At 60.2% G+C, this 15,056-nt stretch carries 14 protein-coding genes; 12 read left to right on the top strand and 2 right to left on the bottom strand.

The features are described 5' to 3' along the window. Positions 1–167 precede the first annotated feature (167 nt). The 4 genes from EV130_RS06750 (at position 168) to EV130_RS06730 (ending at position 5,350) form a co-directional block, all read left to right on the top strand. Positions 168–1,085 carry a homocysteine S-methyltransferase family protein gene (locus tag EV130_RS06750; protein ID WP_132551797.1) on the top strand — a complete coding sequence of 306 codons (918 nt, stop codon included), beginning with the start codon at positions 168–170 and terminating at the stop codon, positions 1,083–1,085. Between the two features lie 1,294 nt (positions 1,086–2,379). After that, positions 2,380–3,555: an alpha-hydroxy acid oxidase gene (locus tag EV130_RS06740; protein WP_132659710.1), complete on the top strand. Its 1,176-nt coding sequence runs from the start codon at positions 2,380–2,382 to the stop codon at positions 3,553–3,555. Between the two features lie 148 nt (positions 3,556–3,703). Then, entirely contained in the window at positions 3,704–4,234 is a 531-nt protein-coding gene (locus EV130_RS06735) for a dihydrofolate reductase family protein (RefSeq protein WP_132551795.1), read from the top strand. Positions 4,235–4,342: 108 nt separating this feature from the next. Further along, a complete protein-coding gene (locus EV130_RS06730) occupies positions 4,343–5,350 on the top strand; it encodes a L,D-transpeptidase family protein (protein WP_196776371.1) in 1,008 nt (335 codons plus the stop codon). A 47-nt stretch (positions 5,351–5,397) separates the two neighbouring features. On the opposite strand, the gene EV130_RS06725 is transcribed toward EV130_RS06730, so the two are convergent. Then, positions 5,398–5,709: a hypothetical protein gene (locus EV130_RS06725; protein ID WP_132551794.1), complete on the bottom strand. Its 312-nt coding sequence runs from the start codon at positions 5,707–5,709 to the stop codon at positions 5,398–5,400. A gap of 4 nt (positions 5,710–5,713) precedes the next feature. Beyond that, positions 5,714–5,956, bottom strand: a complete 243-nt coding sequence (locus tag EV130_RS06720) for a hypothetical protein (RefSeq protein ID WP_132551793.1) — start codon at positions 5,954–5,956, stop codon at positions 5,714–5,716. Between the two features lie 313 nt (positions 5,957–6,269). Between EV130_RS06720 and EV130_RS06715 the strand changes: the two genes are divergently transcribed. The 8 genes from EV130_RS06715 (at position 6,270) to EV130_RS06680 (ending at position 15,051) form a co-directional block, all read left to right on the top strand. Then, positions 6,270–6,416, top strand: a complete 147-nt coding sequence (locus EV130_RS06715; RefSeq protein ID WP_074065106.1) for a DUF1127 domain-containing protein — start codon at positions 6,270–6,272, stop codon at positions 6,414–6,416. Between the two features lie 428 nt (positions 6,417–6,844). After that, positions 6,845–7,873: a substrate-binding domain-containing protein gene (locus tag EV130_RS06710; RefSeq protein ID WP_074065105.1), complete on the top strand. Its 1,029-nt coding sequence runs from the start codon at positions 6,845–6,847 to the stop codon at positions 7,871–7,873. A 62-nt stretch (positions 7,874–7,935) separates the two neighbouring features. Further along, on the top strand, positions 7,936–9,462 hold the full coding sequence (locus EV130_RS06705) for a sugar ABC transporter ATP-binding protein (RefSeq protein WP_132659708.1): 1,527 nt from the start codon (positions 7,936–7,938) through the stop codon (positions 9,460–9,462). Between the two features lie 22 nt (positions 9,463–9,484). After that, a complete protein-coding gene (locus EV130_RS06700) occupies positions 9,485–10,474 on the top strand; it encodes an ABC transporter permease (RefSeq protein WP_074065716.1) in 990 nt (329 codons plus the stop codon). Position 10,475: 1 nt separating this feature from the next. Further along, complete coding sequence (locus EV130_RS06695; RefSeq protein WP_074065103.1) at positions 10,476–11,483, top strand: sugar-binding transcriptional regulator; 1,008 nt, start codon at positions 10,476–10,478, stop codon at positions 11,481–11,483. Next, positions 11,480–12,475, top strand: a complete 996-nt coding sequence (locus tag EV130_RS06690) for an aldo/keto reductase (protein WP_074065102.1) — start codon at positions 11,480–11,482, stop codon at positions 12,473–12,475. The genes EV130_RS06695 and EV130_RS06690 overlap by 4 nt, the downstream gene beginning before the upstream one ends. Before the next feature lie 12 nt (positions 12,476–12,487). Then, positions 12,488–14,236, top strand: a complete 1,749-nt coding sequence (locus tag EV130_RS06685) for a glycerol-3-phosphate dehydrogenase/oxidase (RefSeq protein WP_074065715.1) — start codon at positions 12,488–12,490, stop codon at positions 14,234–14,236. Further along, positions 14,209–15,051, top strand: a complete 843-nt coding sequence (locus EV130_RS06680; protein ID WP_074065101.1) for a class I fructose-bisphosphate aldolase — start codon at positions 14,209–14,211, stop codon at positions 15,049–15,051. Before EV130_RS06685 ends, EV130_RS06680 begins: the two co-directional genes overlap by 28 nt. Positions 15,052–15,056: the final 5 nt, after the last annotated feature.

Here is a 15,056-nt window from a genome sequence, read left to right as displayed (position 1 = left end):
CACCCCTTGCGGACCGTTGGCCGTGCTGGCGGAAATGAATGCCAAAAGACCATCGGCCACAGACGCTTCCGGTTTTCGATCGGCTCGAAACCGCAGACGACATCATCGCCCACTGCGGCCAGGCTTGCGGGCTTGTACCGGATCATTACCCTTACGGAGACCTATCCATGAGCAGACTGTGCATTCTCGACGGCGGCATGAGCCGCGAACTCCTGCGCTTCGGTGCCGAACTCAAGCAGCCGGAATGGTCGGCACTTGCGCTCGTCAATTCGCCAGACATTGTCCGAAAGGTCCACGAGGAGTTCATCGCCGCCGGCTCGGACGTTGTCACCACCAACAGCTATGCTCTGGTGCCTTTCCACATCGGCGAGGAACGATTTCACAAGGAAGGGCCGGCGTTGATCGCGCTCTCAGGCCTATTGGCACGCAAAGCCGCCAATGCTGTCAAGGGACGGAAAGTTCGGGTTGCGGGTTCGCTGCCGCCAATCTTCGGCTCCTATGAACCGCAGAACTTTGATCCTTTGCGGGTCCAGGACTATCTCACGGTGCTAGTTGAACACCTCAGTCCCTTTGTGGACGTGTGGCTCGGGGAAACTCTCAGCCTGATCGCCGAGGGCGAAGCTGTGCGTACAGCAGTTGCTGCAAACGGAAAGCCGTTCTGGATCTCGTTCACGCTGGCCGATGACGAGGCACAGGTAAGAGGAGGTGAGCCGAAGCTGCGTTCTGGCGAGCGGGTCGAGGATGCGGCGAATTGGGCAGCCTCGTCTGGCGCGCAGGCGCTCATGTTCAACTGCAGCAAGCCGGAAGTCATGCGGGCGGCGGTCGAAACAGCATCTCGTGCATTCAAGAGCACAGGCTCCACGTTGGAGATAGGTGTCTATGCCAATGCCTTCGAAGGCGAACAGGATGATCATGCCGCCAATGAAGGCCTCCATACGACCCGCAACGACCTGAACGATGATAGCTATTCGCGCTTTGCCTGCTCTTGGGCAGAGGCCGGTGCAACAATCATCGGTGGCTGCTGCGGCATCGGTGCCAGACATATCCATCGCCTTAAGCAAACCCTGCGCGGTGAAGCGGTATGAGCGACGCGTGAAAGTCGCGGTGGTGTCGCCGCTTTCGAGCTTGACGCAGGTGAAGACGGGGCAGAGTTCGATCTCTGCCCCGCGCTTTGTCGGAGGTTTGCCGTGGCCCATGGGTTTGATCGATGGAGAGAGCTGAAAGGCAAAGGAGCCCCCACGTGATCAGGCCGATCCAGGCAAGGGCGCACTCGGTTGAAAAGAAGGCGGCGGGCCCTCGTGTCTGCCCACCGCCCTCCGCCTCCGAGCGTCCGCCGCCACGCGCTCAAGAGTAAGGCTAAATCTATCTCACCGCGGCACCTGATTGTATCAATGCCGACAAACAAACGCAGAGTGTCATCCAACGGTCACACAGCAATTATGTGTTGTGGTGACCTTTACGCAAATGTCATTGAAGTTGCTGCGGTCGTAGCCGCCGTTGCTGTGGACAAGCTGTGGATGAGCAGTGGATGACGCAGTCAGATAGCGCATGACATGGTCGGCAAATCCAATCCCATGTTGCCTATCCGTTCCGAATCTCTTCATGTTGTCGGTGCCTGCTGTCGACCTCCGCCGCAAACGTCGTCGACCCGCATGCTACGGGCGCTCCTTCGTGGAGCGCCCTTTTTCTTTCCGGCAAGATCACCCCAAGCTGCTGGTGAGCCGGAACCCGGCAGTTTTCATCGTGAACATCGCAGGCCCGGTATCCATGCCGGGGAACGCGAGAGCGACCTTGGGCCGGTTGCCCTTCCGGTCCTGACAAGCCGTCCCTTGCTTTGGATAGCTACATGCGTGTACTCCGAGCTTGTCGTTACGACCACGAAAGGGGATTGCGTGGACATGTGCGGATAACGAAAGCACGACAAGGCGGCTACCGTCTCCCAATCGCAAAGGTGATCAATTGAAGGATTTCAGACCCCGCGCAAAGCGCACTCTTCAGTCGATAGCGGCTTCAATTGGGCATCTTTACCTGCACGAAGGAACTGACGAGGAGGCTTTCATACGATTCAGCAGGCAGCACCGAAGTTAGTCGGCGGAGATTCCACGATTGTCGAGAACTTTGAGTGTCGGATACCGATAAGAACGACCAATCTTTCCGCCGCAGGTAACGGCGCGTCATATACCGGTATCCGACCTGTGCAGGAACTTGCCATCTGACGCGTCACCCTCTACCCCTTGCATCAAGACGAGTATGCCAGTTCCCGGCAATGGGATCGTCCCGGGCTTGGCGGTGCATTGAACCGGGACCTCCCGAAGACGGTTGAATGGGCGAAAATCAAGGCTGGGTCTTCTGTGTAATTCAAAAATTAGAGCTACAAATATGGATGTGAAGAACTGCCACAATTTCCATGATTTCCGCCAATTGGCCAAGCGGCGCCTCCCTGGGCCGATCTTCAATTATATCGACGGCGCGGCTGACGACGAAGTCACCTATCGTCGCAATACGACATCCTTCGGCGACTGCGATCTGGTGCCCAGCGTATTGCGCGGCGTCAGCGATGTAGACATGTCGGTGACGATCATGGGCCAAAAACTAGCAATGCCGGTCTATTGCTCGCCCACGGCGCTGCAGCGGCTGTTTCATCATCAAGGCGAGAGGGCGATGGCTGCAGCAGCAGGCAAATACGGCACCATGTTCGGGGTGTCGTCACTGGGAACCATCAGTTTGGAAGAAGCTCGTCAAATCAGCGACGGGCCGCAAGCCTATCAGTTCTACTTCCACAAGGATCGTGGCCTGAACCGGGAAATGATGGCACGCTCCAAGCAGGCCGGCGTAAACGTGATGATGCTGACTGTCGACAGCATCACCGGCGGAAATCGCGAACGCGACAAGCGCACGGGCTTTTCGATTCCGTTCAAGCTGAACCTCGCAGGCCTTACCCAGTTTGCAGTCAGACCGGCTTGGGCAATCAGCTATCTTATGCATGAACGCTTCCGCCTGCCGCAACTCGACAGCCACGTCGACATGAGTGGCGGCGCCATGTCGATCAGCCGCTATTTCACCGAAATGCTCGATCCTGCGATGTCATGGGCCGATGTCGCCGAAATGGTGCAGCACTGGGACGGACAGTTCTGCTTGAAAGGCATCATGTCGGTTCAGGACGCGCAGCGAGCAGCAGAGATTGGATGTACCGGCATCGTGATCTCCAACCATGGCGGCCGCCAGCTCGACGGCTCGCGCAGCGCATTCGACCAACTCGCCGAAATCGTCGATGCGGTTGGCCACAAGATCGATGTGATGATGGATGGCGGCGTTCAGCGTGGCACCCATGTGCTCAAAGCATTGTCATTGGGCGCGAAAGCCGTCGGTCTAGGTCGATACTACCTGTTTCCGCTCGCGGCCGCAGGGCAAGCGGGCGTCGAGCGCGCACTGGATTTGATGCGTGCCGAAATCGCCCGAGATATGAAACTCATGGGATGCACTTCCGTTGATCAGCTCACAAGACAGAACCTGCGCTTCCGTCAAAACGCCCCGCATCCGGCCGTGAACCGATAGATCGGAAATTACCGAGAGTGGGAAGTGTGCGTAGAGGCTGGCGAGCGGAGCTATGCTATTGGTCTCACCAACGAAACGGCGAGATTGTAACCTACTTCATTTTGTGCGCAGCATCGGCTGAAGCCTTCTTGAGGAGGGAGAGGAGAAAATGGCGAAGCTTGTGTTCGCTTTGAACCAGTCCCTGGATGGATATGTGGACCACACGGAATTTGCGCCCGATCCGGCGCTCTTTCGTCATTTCATCGACGACGTGCGAGGTCTTGCCGGCAGCGTGTACGGTCGCTGTATGTACGAGGTGATGCGTTATTGGGACGAGGACCATTCCGAGTGGGACGAGGAGCAACGCGACTATGCAGCGGCGTGGCGGAGTCAACCGAAATGGGTCGTCTCGCGCTCGCTGAAGTCCGTCGGCCCGAATGCCACTCTCATCGTGGATGACATCGAGGCGGCGATACGCGGACTGAGGGCCAAACTGGATGGGGAGATTGAAGTTTCCGGACCTGAGCTAGCGCGAAGTCTGACCGATCTTGGGCTGGTTGATGAATATCGACTGTACCTCCATCCCGTCGTGCTAGGTCATGGCAAGCCGTTCTTCGCCGGCCCGCGTCCGCCGCTGCGCCTCGTGGCGAGCGATCGAATTGGCGGGGACGTGATCAGGTTGACATACGTTCCTGCATAGTCGCCGACTAACCCGGCGCACCGCCAGGAGTGACAACTCAAAGCCGTTCGGCATTTACCTTGTTGGCACAAGGTACCGGGCGGTGGAACAAGTTCCCGATCCGGCCATTTGTTGTCCATGAAAACAGCCCTGCCGATGTCGCTGCTTGCTCTGGTCTTCATCGCTGGTGGCGTTTGCGCGCAGGAACTCCGGCGCGAAGCCATCGATGGCGCTTCGATTGCCGCAATCATTGCAGAAAGACCGGCCATGGCGCCCGCCGATCGAGATCCAGCGGTTATCCGTCTTCAGGTCCTGCTCGACCGCGCGGGTTCGTCTCCAGGTGTGATCGACGGCTTTTACGGCGAAAATGTCAGCAAAGCCGTGGCCGGGTTCGAGATGATGAACGGGCTTGTTGTCGATGGGAAGCTGGATCCCGAGGTGATCGCCCGCTTGGAAGCCAATTCTCCCATCGTTGAGAGTTACGTCATCTCGGCAGAGGATGCCACGGGCCTCGTCGACAAGATCCCTGAAGACTACGACGAGAAGGCGAAGATGCAAAGCCTTGGATACACGAGCGTGGCCGAAAAGCTTTCCGAACGGTTCCACATGGACGTCGGCCTTATGCAAGTGCTCAATCCGTCTTCGCGGTTCGCTCCTGGTGACACGGTCTGGGTCGTGACGCCTGGTCCTGCGAAAGAAGGAAAGGTCGAAAGGATCGAGGCGAGCAAGAAGACAGGGCAGATCCTGGCCTATGCCGAGAACAAATCGCTGCTGGCAGTCTATCCTGCTACCATCGGAAGCCAAGACAATCCGGCCCCCTCGGGCAAGCATAAGGTGAAAGGCGTCGCGAGGATGCCAGTGTACAGATATGACCCAAGACGCAACTTCAAGCAGGGGAAGAATAACAAGGTTTTAACGATACCAAAGGGGCCGAACGGTCCGGTCGGCAGCGTCTGGATCGACCTGACTGAGCCGACTTATGGAATACATGGGACGCCTGAACCGACGCTTATCGACAAGGTTGGATCGCACGGTTGCGTGCGTCTGACGAACTGGGATGCCGAAGAGCTGGCCGGCATGGTCAGGCCAGGCGTCGTGGTGGAGTTCATCAATCAAGCCCCCGGCGCTCCTAGGTGAGCCGTATGGCATTTCGGCCGGGACATCTCACTTTTTCTGTCATTTGTTCAGGGTTGCTCGCGGGTGCCGGGCGCCGCCTCACGCTGATCAGCATCTTCGAGGTCGGTTGCAACCACGAACGCGTCGGTATGTTCGCGTGCGGCTTCTCTCAGGGCTTCCAGCCTTGGAATGTCGTCGCCTTCGATCTCACCGGCCTGCTCTTCGATCTCTCCCGTCGCCTGGATTGAGTGGTCTGCCTGACGGACTTCAGGTCGTCCTTCTCTCTCCCGAATGGTATGGGCTCGTCTCCGCACTTCGTCTTCCTGCAGGAGACGGCGATCATTCGTCTGGAAGGGAGCGTGTTTTTGTTCTCCTGCCATGTCATTACCTCCAATACCGAGTTCTGGTGGAGACGGACGATCTGCCGAGCAGGTAGCCAAGGCCGAAAGCTGCCGCTCCAATACCGAGAACGAGCGAGCCTGCGGCCTGGGGATGGTCACTCACGCCGATTGCGACAGCGTTGGCCTCTCGCTTGATTGCCGAGGCCGTGTCGGATGCGACTTTGCGCATGCCCTCCGGTTTTTCAACTGGCGATCCGGTGAAGCCGGCTTCGAGTTCTTTTGCCATTGAGTTTTCCTTTCGTAGAGAGAGAAACTGGCGGAGAGGGGTGTCGGTTCCTCAGTATTTTTTACCAGGCGCTACGGATCGGGCCGAGGTGATTCGGATAAGAAGTTCCTGATCGTCCAATGAGGCGATGGCACGATGCGGTGATCGCCGGATGTCGTTGCAAGGATCGAGGGCACATGCGCCAAGCGCATAGCTGCGGTGACGGATTGTAGCTGTTTTGAAACGATTGAATCGCCTATATCCGGTTCATCGAACGACGCCAGAGCCGAGGACCGGTTGCTGACGTCAGAAAGCCTCGGGAAAGGTGATTATCATGAACGTCGCACGCTCTTTCAACAACTGGCGCAAGTATCGTCAGACGGTTTCCGAACTTGGCCGGATGTCCAGCCGAGAATTGCAGGATCTCGGCATCAACCGCGCCGATATCCGAAGCATCGCCCGGGCATCGATCGTCCGTTAAGGCTACAAACTCGCTGACGTTGACGCCCGCTCATGCGGGCGTTTTCGTGTCGACCTTTACCTATTCGCTCCGCCTTTTGCCCTGGATGCATGCGTTTCCTGCATGGCTGAAGTCCATAAAGCCTGGCAACGTCGAGGGATCGACGGACGATCGTCGGCGGCACTCCACTACCCAGTCGCTGTTCGGCTACTTCAAGAACGCCTGCCGCACCTCCCGGCAGGTTTTCGTCGTTTCGGGGATCTGCTTGAGCATCCGTAAGGCCTGCGCGTGAATTATAATTCATGCGATGAATTATATTGACAGTCACGACGCATTGCGTTTAGCTGCACTTACCGGATTTCGAGGAGGATATCCGGTCGTCACTGCCATCCGCGCCGGTTGGCGCATTTCGGGCTTTTTGGGAGGGGCTTTGGCCCCGAGGAGGAAACTTGCGCACTTTTTTCAGCACGACCGCGATGGCGGTCCTTGGGTCAACGCTCTTTGCCGGTTCGGCGGCCGCCGAAACGGAAAACCCGTTCCGCTGCAAGCCTGGCGAAAAATACGTCATGAACGTCATGGTGTCGGGCGTGGAATACTGGTTCCCTGTTTATGAGATGTTCAAGCAGGCCGGCCAGCAACTCGGCTGTGAGACGGAATATACCGGCACCCCCGAATATGACGTCAACAAGCAAATCGCCACCTTCGACCAGGCGTTGGCACAGAACCCGGCCGGCATTCTCGTTCATCCGATGAACTCAGATCCCTTCATCGAGCCAATCAATCGCGCGATCGATCAAGGTACGGCGGTCGTCACGTTTGCGGCCGACTCGCCGCTTTCCAAACGCGTCTCCTTCATCACCTCGGACAATACCCGCGAAGGCACCTATGCCGCCGACGCGATCGCCGAGAAGATGGGCGGCAAGGGTGAATATGCGGTTCTCGAAAATCCGGGCCAGGACAACCACGACAAGCGTATCGCTGCCTTCATAGCCCGCATGGAAGAGAAGTGGCCAGACATGAAGCTCGTGGGCCGCGCTGCTTCAAACCAGGATCCGACCAAGGCCTACCAGGGACTTTCCAGCCTTATCCAGGCCAATCCGAACCTCGGCGCGGTCTTCATGCCCGAAGCCAACTCGGCAATCGGCGCGGCGCAAGCTAACAAGGAAAGCGGCGGCAAGGTCCTCGTCATGTGCGCAGACGTCAACGCCAACATCCTCGACATGATCAAGGCTGGTGAAGTCTTCGGCTCGATCAATCCGAACCAGGGCATGCAGGGCTATATGGGCTTCATGCTGCTGTGGTTTGCCGAGCATCCGGAACTGATCGACCCGATGAACGACGCCAAGCGCTCCGGGTTCAACCCAATGAGCATCCCGGTCGTCGATAACGGCCTGTCTATTGTGACGGCGAAAAATGCCGACGATTTCTACTGGGACAAGTACCTGAAGCGGCGCGGCACAAAGGGCATCGAGGAATAAGCTTTGAGGATCGCCATCCGCACCCTTGAGTGCGGATGGTCGTTGCGGAGGGGAGGAAGACAATGGCAGAGCCGGTGCTCACCATTCATGGCGTGACCAAGCATTTTGGGGCGTTGAAGGCGTTGACCGAGGTCGATTTCACGCTGGAGCGCGGCGAAGTCCATGCGCTCTGCGGCGAAAACGGCGCCGGCAAATCGACGCTGATGAACATTATCGCCGGCGTGCTGCAGCCGACCGAAGGCCAAATCCGCCTGGACGGCAAGCTCGTGCGCATATCCTCGCCTGCCGCCGCCCAATCGCTCGGCATCGGGCTCGTGCATCAGGAAATCGCCCTCTGCCCGGATGCGACCGTGGCCGAAAATATGTTTATGGCGGCGACCAACCGCCGCCGTGCACCCTTCATGAACTATCGCACGCTGGAGCGCGATGCACAGGCCGTAATGCATCGTCTCGCTGCAATCGACGTCCGCCGCAAGGTCGCAGACCTGCCGATTTCCAGCCAGCAACTCGTCGAGATCGCCAAGGCTCTGACGCTCGACTGCCGCGTGCTGATCCTGGACGAGCCTACCGCGGCGCTGACAGACACGGAGGCGCGGCAGCTCTTTGCAATCATTCGCGACCTTAAGCAGAACGGCATTTCGATCATCTATATCAGCCACCGCATGGCCGAGATTTTCAGCCTTTGCGACCGGGTTACCGTGTTCCGCGACGGCCGCTACGTATGTACCGACCACATCGCCGACATCACCCCGGACGACGTGGTGCGCCGCATGGTGGGACGCGAGATCACGCAGCTCTATCCGGACAAGCTCGGTGCGGACGACGCGTGCGGGGAGGCGATCCTCGAGATCGACAATATTGGTGACGGCGAGCGGTTCCATGATGTGAGCTTCGCGCTGCGCAAAGGCGAGATCCTCGGGATCGGCGGCCTTATCGGCTCCGGCCGTACGGAAATCGCCGAAGGCATCTGCGGGCTCAAGTCGCGCACGGCGGGCACGGTGCGCCTGCATGGCAAGGCGCAGTCGATCCGCGCCTATTGCGATGCCGTTAAGGCGGGGATCGTGTATCTCTCCGAAGACCGCAAGGGCTCGGGCGTCTTTTTGGAAATGTCCATCGCAAAGAACATATCCGTGCTGGACCTTACGTCTTTGACCAATCCGATCGGCCTGTTGAATCGTCGTGCGGAAGCCGCACTGGCAGAGAATTTCGCGCGACGGCTTGCGGTGCGCATGGGCGACATTGAGGCGCCGGTCAAATCGCTGTCAGGTGGCAACCAGCAGAAGGTTGCACTCGCCAAGCAGCTTGCGGTGAAGCCGAAGGTCATCCTGATGGACGAGCCAACGCGCGGCATCGATGTCGGCGCGAAAACCGAAATCCACCGCCTGCTACGCGAGCTCGCGCGGTCGGGCATCGGCATCATCGTTATCTCTTCGGAAATGCCGGAGCTCCTCGGGCTATGTGACCGCGTGCTTGTCGTTCGGGAGGGACGCATCGCCGGCGAGCTTGGTGGAGACGAGATGACGGAGGAGGCCGTGATTCGCCTCGCTTCGGGTGTGGGCACGGCAAAGGCGGCCAGCCATGCCGCGTGAGGACAATCTGGGAGAGACGGGAATGGCAATCGACACGTTGGCGACAGGGGCGCCGAAGGCGGCGTCCATCAAGCGCATCGGCACAATGCGCGAGGCAGGGCTGATCGCGATCATCCTCGCGCTCTGCGTGATCATGAGTTTTGCTTCGCCGCACTTCCTGACGTTTGGCAATTTCCGCGCCATGTTGATGAGCTTCTCCGTTGAAGGCATCGTCGTCGTGGGCATGACGATCCTGCTCATCGTCGGCGGCATCGACCTGGCGGTAGGCTCGGTGGTCTGCTTCGCGATGGTGCTCTCGGGCTCTCTCTTCCTCGCCGGACTCGACCCTTGGACCGCATCGCTCATCGGCATCCTCGCGAGCAGCGCGATCGGTGGCATAATGGGTTTCTTTGTGACGGTCGTGGGTCTCAACCACTTCATCACCTCGCTTGCGGCAATGGTGATCGTGCGCGGCCTTTGCCTCATCATCACAAAGGGCACACCGCTCTCGCTCTTCACGCTGCCTGCAAGCTTCAAGGCGGTGGGGCAGGGTACGTTTTACGGCGTACCCTACGTCATCTTGATCTTCGTCGCCGTCGTCATCCTGTTCGATTTTCTGCTGCGCCGGGCCACAGCCTTCCGCAAAGTCTTCTATACAGGCAGCAACGAGAAGGCCGCGCTCTATTCCGGCATCAAGACCCATCAGGTGAAATTCTGGGTGACGGTGCTGTGCTCCACGCTCGCCGGTGTCGCAGGTGTCATCTACATGTCTCGCTTCGGCGCGGCGACCCCGACCTTCGGCGTTGGCATGGAACTCAACATCATCGCTGCGGCGGTGATCGGCGGCGCCTCGCTCAACGGCGGCTCAGGCACGATATTCGGCGCCATCCTCGGCATCGCGCTTCTCTCTGTCGTGACCAGCTCTCTAATCCTGCTCGATGTTTCAGTCTATTGGCAGGATATGATCAAGGGGTGCATTCTGCTCGCTGCCGTTTCCATCGACCATTTCCTGCACAAGCAGAAGGCTGCCTGACATGCCAATTGTGAAATTGAAACCCAAGACGACGATGCCGCGCGAGGAGATTGTCATCGCCCGCCAGATGCACCAGGCGCTCGTCCTTCACTTCATGGAGGGCCTGACGCAGGCACAGATCGCCGGCCAACTCGGCATCTCGCAAGCCACCGTCAACCGACTCATCAAGCGCGGCCGTCAGCTCGGCCTCGTCGAGATCAAGATCAAGTCCCCGGTCGAGCCCTTGGTCGACATGGAGGAACGGCTTCTTGCACTCGGCGGCATCAGCCGCGCGATCGTGGTCCCGACCGTCTCCGAAAATCCGCAGACCGCCCTCCAGGCGGTCGGAGAGGCGGCGGCCCGCCTGCTGATGGAGGAGATCGGCGATGGCGACACAATCTGCATCACTGGCGGTAAAGGGGTGAGCGCCGTCGTCGCCGGTCTGCAGCCGCCGCGCCGTTTCGATGTCGAGGTCATTCCGGCAACTGGCTGCGTACAGGGCAAGCACTACACCGACGTCAACCATGTCTCGACCCTTATGGCCGACCGGCTCGGGGGCCGCTCCTATCAGATCCACGCGCCTCTTTTTGCCGACGATGCCGAGCAGCGCGCGATGCTGATCAACATGCGCTCTGTCGCCGACGTCTTCAAACGTGCGCGTGAGGCGAAGGTGGCGGTCGTCGGCATCGGCTCGATCCTGACGGACGACTCCAGCTATTACGACCTGCATCCTTCTTCTAGCACTGATCGGGTGGCGATCGAGCGCTCGGGCGCAAGGTGCGAATTGCTTGCCCACCTGCTTGATGACCGGGGCCGGGTTTGCGACTACAGCCTCAATCGTTCGCTGGTGTCGCTGACGCTGGCTGAATTCGCCTCGATCCCGATGAAGATCGGCGTCGCCAGCGGCCCCAACAAGGCTGGCCCGATCCTCAGCGTCCTGCGCGGCAACCATCTCGACACGCTCGTCACCGACGAGGCGACCGGGGCACGCCTTCTTGAAATCGCCTCCGAAGAGGGAGTTTCTGCATGAGCGGCGAACAACTGATCCGGGAGATCGGGCGCTCCGGCGTCACTGCGTCTGCTGTTGGGCTCGGAACCTGGGCGATTGGTGGCTGGATGTGGGGGGGAACCGACGAGGCGCAATCCATCGCCGCCATCCAGGCCTCGCTCGAAGCGGGCGTGACCCTCATCGACACGGCGCCCGCCTACGGGCTCGGCCGCTCGGAGGAAATCGTCGGCAAGGCGCTTGCCGGCCGGCGTGACAAGGCAGTGATCGCCACGAAATGTGGCCTTGTCTGGCACACGCAGAAGGGCAGTCACTTCTTCGATCAGGACGGTCAGCCGGTTCACCGCTATCTCGGCGGGGAATCGATCGTCCATGAAGTCGAGGACAGCCTTCGCCGGCTCGGCACGGATTATATCGACCTCTACATCACCCATTGGCAGGACGCGACGACGCCGGTGGAGGAGACGGTCGCGGCGTTGGAAAAACTGCAGCGAGCCGGCAAGATCCGCGCCATCGGCGCCAGCAATGTCAATCGATCCACGCTTGAGCAGTACATAGCCACTGGCTCGCTTGACGCCATCCAGGAGCGGTACAGCATGATCGATCGAGAGATCGAGACGGACCTCTTGCCGCTCAGCGTAGCAAAAGGCGTATCGACGCTCAGCTATTCCTCTTTGGCCCTCGGGCTGCTTTCGGGCAGCATCGGGCCAGATCGGATATTCTCCGGCGACGATCAGCGTAGGGACCATCCGCGTTTTTCCGTCGCCAACCGGCAGAAGGCCCATGATTTCTCCGAGGCGATCCGACCTGTTGCGCAGCGTCACGATGCAAGCATCGCCCAGACGGTGATCGCCTGGACACTGGCCCAGCCCGGTGTGACCTTCGCCCTTTGCGGCGCGCGCAATCCGGCACAGGCACTCGACAATGCCCGGGCCGGCACGCTTCGGCTTTCACCCGAAGATCTCGCGGCCATCGACGCGGCCTTGTCGGCAAAGCTGGCCAACATGGACGGATAACGGATTATCATGATGAACCGCGAACAGACATTGGACGGGCTTCGCCGAAGCCCGAAGGTGGACGTGTGCGTCCTTGGCGGCGGCATCAACGGTCTCAGCGTGTTCCGCGAGCTGGCGCTGCAGGGCGTCAACGTGCTCATCGTGGAAAAGGGCGACTATTGCTCAGGGGCCAGCGCCGCACTCTCGCGCATGGTGCATGGCGGTCTGCGCTACCTGGAAAACGGCGAGTTCAACCTCGTGCAGGAATCGCTCGCCGAGCGCGACCGATTGCTGCGCAATGCGCCGCACTATGTCGCCCCACTGCCGACCATGGTGCCGATCTTCGATATCTTTTCGGGGCTCGCAAACGGCATCGTGCGCTTTGTGGGGCTCACCCGCCGGCCGAGCCGCCGCGGCGCCGTTGCCATCAAGGCCGGCCTGAGCATCTACGATTTCCTGACGCGCAAGCGCGCCCTGATGCCGCGCCATCAGTTTCGCGGTCGCAGAAACACGCTTTCGAAATGGCCGGCGCTCAACCCGGCCATCCGCAACTCCGCCACCTATTACGATGCGTGGGTTAGTCACCCCGAGCGCATCGGTATCGAGCTCCTGCATGATGGTCTCTTGGCCGGCCCGGGCGCCAGCGCCTTGAACCATGCGACGATCGAACATGTACGGACTGGGGAATTTCTGCTGCACTGTGGGATCTCGGGCGAAGCCCTGGCAATCAGGCCGTCACTCGTCGTCAATGCGACCGGCGGCTGGATTGACATCGCCAATGGCGCCCTTTTTCCTGAGGCGGCTCGTCCCGCACCGTTGATCGGCGGCACGAAGGGCTCGCACCTCATCATCGACAATGCGGGCCTTCGCGACATGCTCGACGGCCACATGATTTACTACGAGAATGAGGACGGGCGCATCTGCATCCTCTTTCCTTATCTCGGCAAGGTGCTTGTCGGCTCGACGGATATCCGCGTGGACGACCCGGGACAGGTGCGCTGCGAGGCCGACGAGCGGGACTATATCCTGCAATCGCTCGCCTTCGTGTTGCCGGGTGTGCGCATCCGCCAGGAAGAGATCGTCTTCCAGTTCGCAGGCGTGCGCCCGCTGCCGGCAAGCAGTGACAGCTTTACCGGCCGCATCCCGCGTGACCATTATTGCACCGTTCTCGAAAGCCGCGACGGCGGGCCGCCGGTGTTGTGCATGATCGGCGGCAAGTGGACGACCTTCCGCTCCTTCGGCGAGCTCGCCGCCGATATGGCGTTGGAACGGCTCGACCGGAGCCGCCGCCTCGATACGGCCGAGCGCACTTTCGGCGGCGGACGCGGGTTTCCGATAGATCGTCGCGGCTGGATTGGCGACCTCTCGGGTTCGACGGGCCTTTCGCTCGAACGAGCCGCAACGCTCTTTGAGCGCTATGGCACCGATGCAAAGGACGTTGCCCAATTCATCGCCGCGGGAGCGGATACCCTCTTGCCTCATGCCGGCTACAGCGCCCGCGAACTGCTGTATCTCATCCGCACGGAGGCGGTCGAGTATCTGGACGACCTGCTCCTCCGGCGAACGACACTTGCCATCACCGGTGAGCTTTGCCTCGACATGACCGAGGTCGCGCTCGACCTCCTGGCCGAGGAGAAAGGCTGGCCGGCGCAGCGCAAGGACGAAGAGCGTACCCGTTTTCTCACCCTCATGCGCGAGCGCCACGGCGTCGCGGAGGCAACCCTTTCGGCAAGGAACAAACAAAGGAGTGAACCATGCGAGACAACCGCAAGATCCGGATGAACCGGCTGTTCGGCAACGGCCGCTGCCTGGACGTGGCGATCGATCACGGCGTGTGCAACGAACCGTCCTTCCTCGATGGACTGGAGAACATGCCGGCGATCGTGAAGGCGCTGGTCGATGCGAAGCCGGATGCGATCCAGATGAACTACGGCCAAGCCGACCTGCTGCAGGACGTTGCCGGCAAGGAGAAGCCGGCGCTCGTCATGCGCATCGATATGGGCAACCCCTATAACCGGATCCGCCATCGCCACATGTGGGCGGTGTTGCAGAACGAGGCGGAGCCGCTGATCGGCGCGTTGCAGATGGATGCCGCCTGCGTGGTGGTCAACCTGTTCATGCTGCCGGACGAGCCGGATCTCTTGCGCCAGTGCGTGCACAACATTTCTCGCGTGCGGGCAGACTGCGAAAAATACGGCATGCCGCTGATGATCGAGCCGCTCGTCATGCAGCCGGTCACCGAACGCGGCGGCTACATGGTCGATGGCGATGCCGACAAGATCGTCACGCTGACGCGGCTTGCCCGTGAGATGGGCGCAGACATCGTCAAGGCGGATCCGACGATGAATACGGACGATTTTCACCGCGTGGTCGAGGCGGCGCGCTGCCCGGTCCTGGTGCGCGGCGGCGGCAAGGAAGACCTGCGCGCCGTGTTCGCCAAGTCCGCCGCCTTGATGCGGCAAGGGGCGGTGGGGATGGTCTATGGGCGCAACATCTATCAACATGCCAACCCGAGCGCCGTGGTGCGCGGGCTCATGGCGATCGTGCACGAGGATGCGAGCAGCGAGGACGCCTTGGCGCTCTATCAGCAGGGGTGAAGGCG

Source organism: Rhizobium azibense (genome assembly GCF_004342325.1).
Classification (GTDB): domain Bacteria; phylum Pseudomonadota; class Alphaproteobacteria; order Rhizobiales; family Rhizobiaceae; genus Rhizobium; species Rhizobium etli_B.
Note: the sequence above shows the minus strand (reverse complement) of the source record. Positions and strands in the feature narration are given on the sequence as shown.

What these genes read in the sequence shown, in the direction of transcription:
- EV130_RS06680 (WP_074065101.1), top strand. Translation starts at nt 14,209, where the DNA reads ATGCGAGACAACCGCAAGATCCGGATGAACCGGCTGTTCGGCAACGGC.
- EV130_RS06700 (WP_074065716.1), top strand. Translation starts at nt 9,485, where the DNA reads ATGGCAATCGACACGTTGGCGACAGGGGCGCCGAAGGCGGCGTCCATC.
- EV130_RS06690 (WP_074065102.1), top strand. Translation starts at nt 11,480, where the DNA reads ATGAGCGGCGAACAACTGATCCGGGAGATCGGGCGCTCCGGCGTCACT.
- EV130_RS06740 (WP_132659710.1), top strand. Translation starts at nt 2,380, where the DNA reads ATGGATGTGAAGAACTGCCACAATTTCCATGATTTCCGCCAATTGGCC.
- EV130_RS06750 (WP_132551797.1), top strand. Translation starts at nt 168, where the DNA reads ATGAGCAGACTGTGCATTCTCGACGGCGGCATGAGCCGCGAACTCCTG.
- EV130_RS06715 (WP_074065106.1), top strand. Translation starts at nt 6,270, where the DNA reads ATGAACGTCGCACGCTCTTTCAACAACTGGCGCAAGTATCGTCAGACG.
- EV130_RS06695 (WP_074065103.1), top strand. Translation starts at nt 10,476, where the DNA reads ATGCCAATTGTGAAATTGAAACCCAAGACGACGATGCCGCGCGAGGAG.
- EV130_RS06735 (WP_132551795.1), top strand. Translation starts at nt 3,704, where the DNA reads ATGGCGAAGCTTGTGTTCGCTTTGAACCAGTCCCTGGATGGATATGTG.
- EV130_RS06705 (WP_132659708.1), top strand. Translation starts at nt 7,936, where the DNA reads ATGGCAGAGCCGGTGCTCACCATTCATGGCGTGACCAAGCATTTTGGG.
- EV130_RS06725 (WP_132551794.1), bottom strand. Translation starts at nt 5,709, where the DNA reads ATGGCAGGAGAACAAAAACACGCTCCCTTCCAGACGAATGATCGCCGT.
- EV130_RS06685 (WP_074065715.1), top strand. Translation starts at nt 12,488, where the DNA reads ATGAACCGCGAACAGACATTGGACGGGCTTCGCCGAAGCCCGAAGGTG.
- EV130_RS06720 (WP_132551793.1), bottom strand. Translation starts at nt 5,956, where the DNA reads ATGGCAAAAGAACTCGAAGCCGGCTTCACCGGATCGCCAGTTGAAAAA.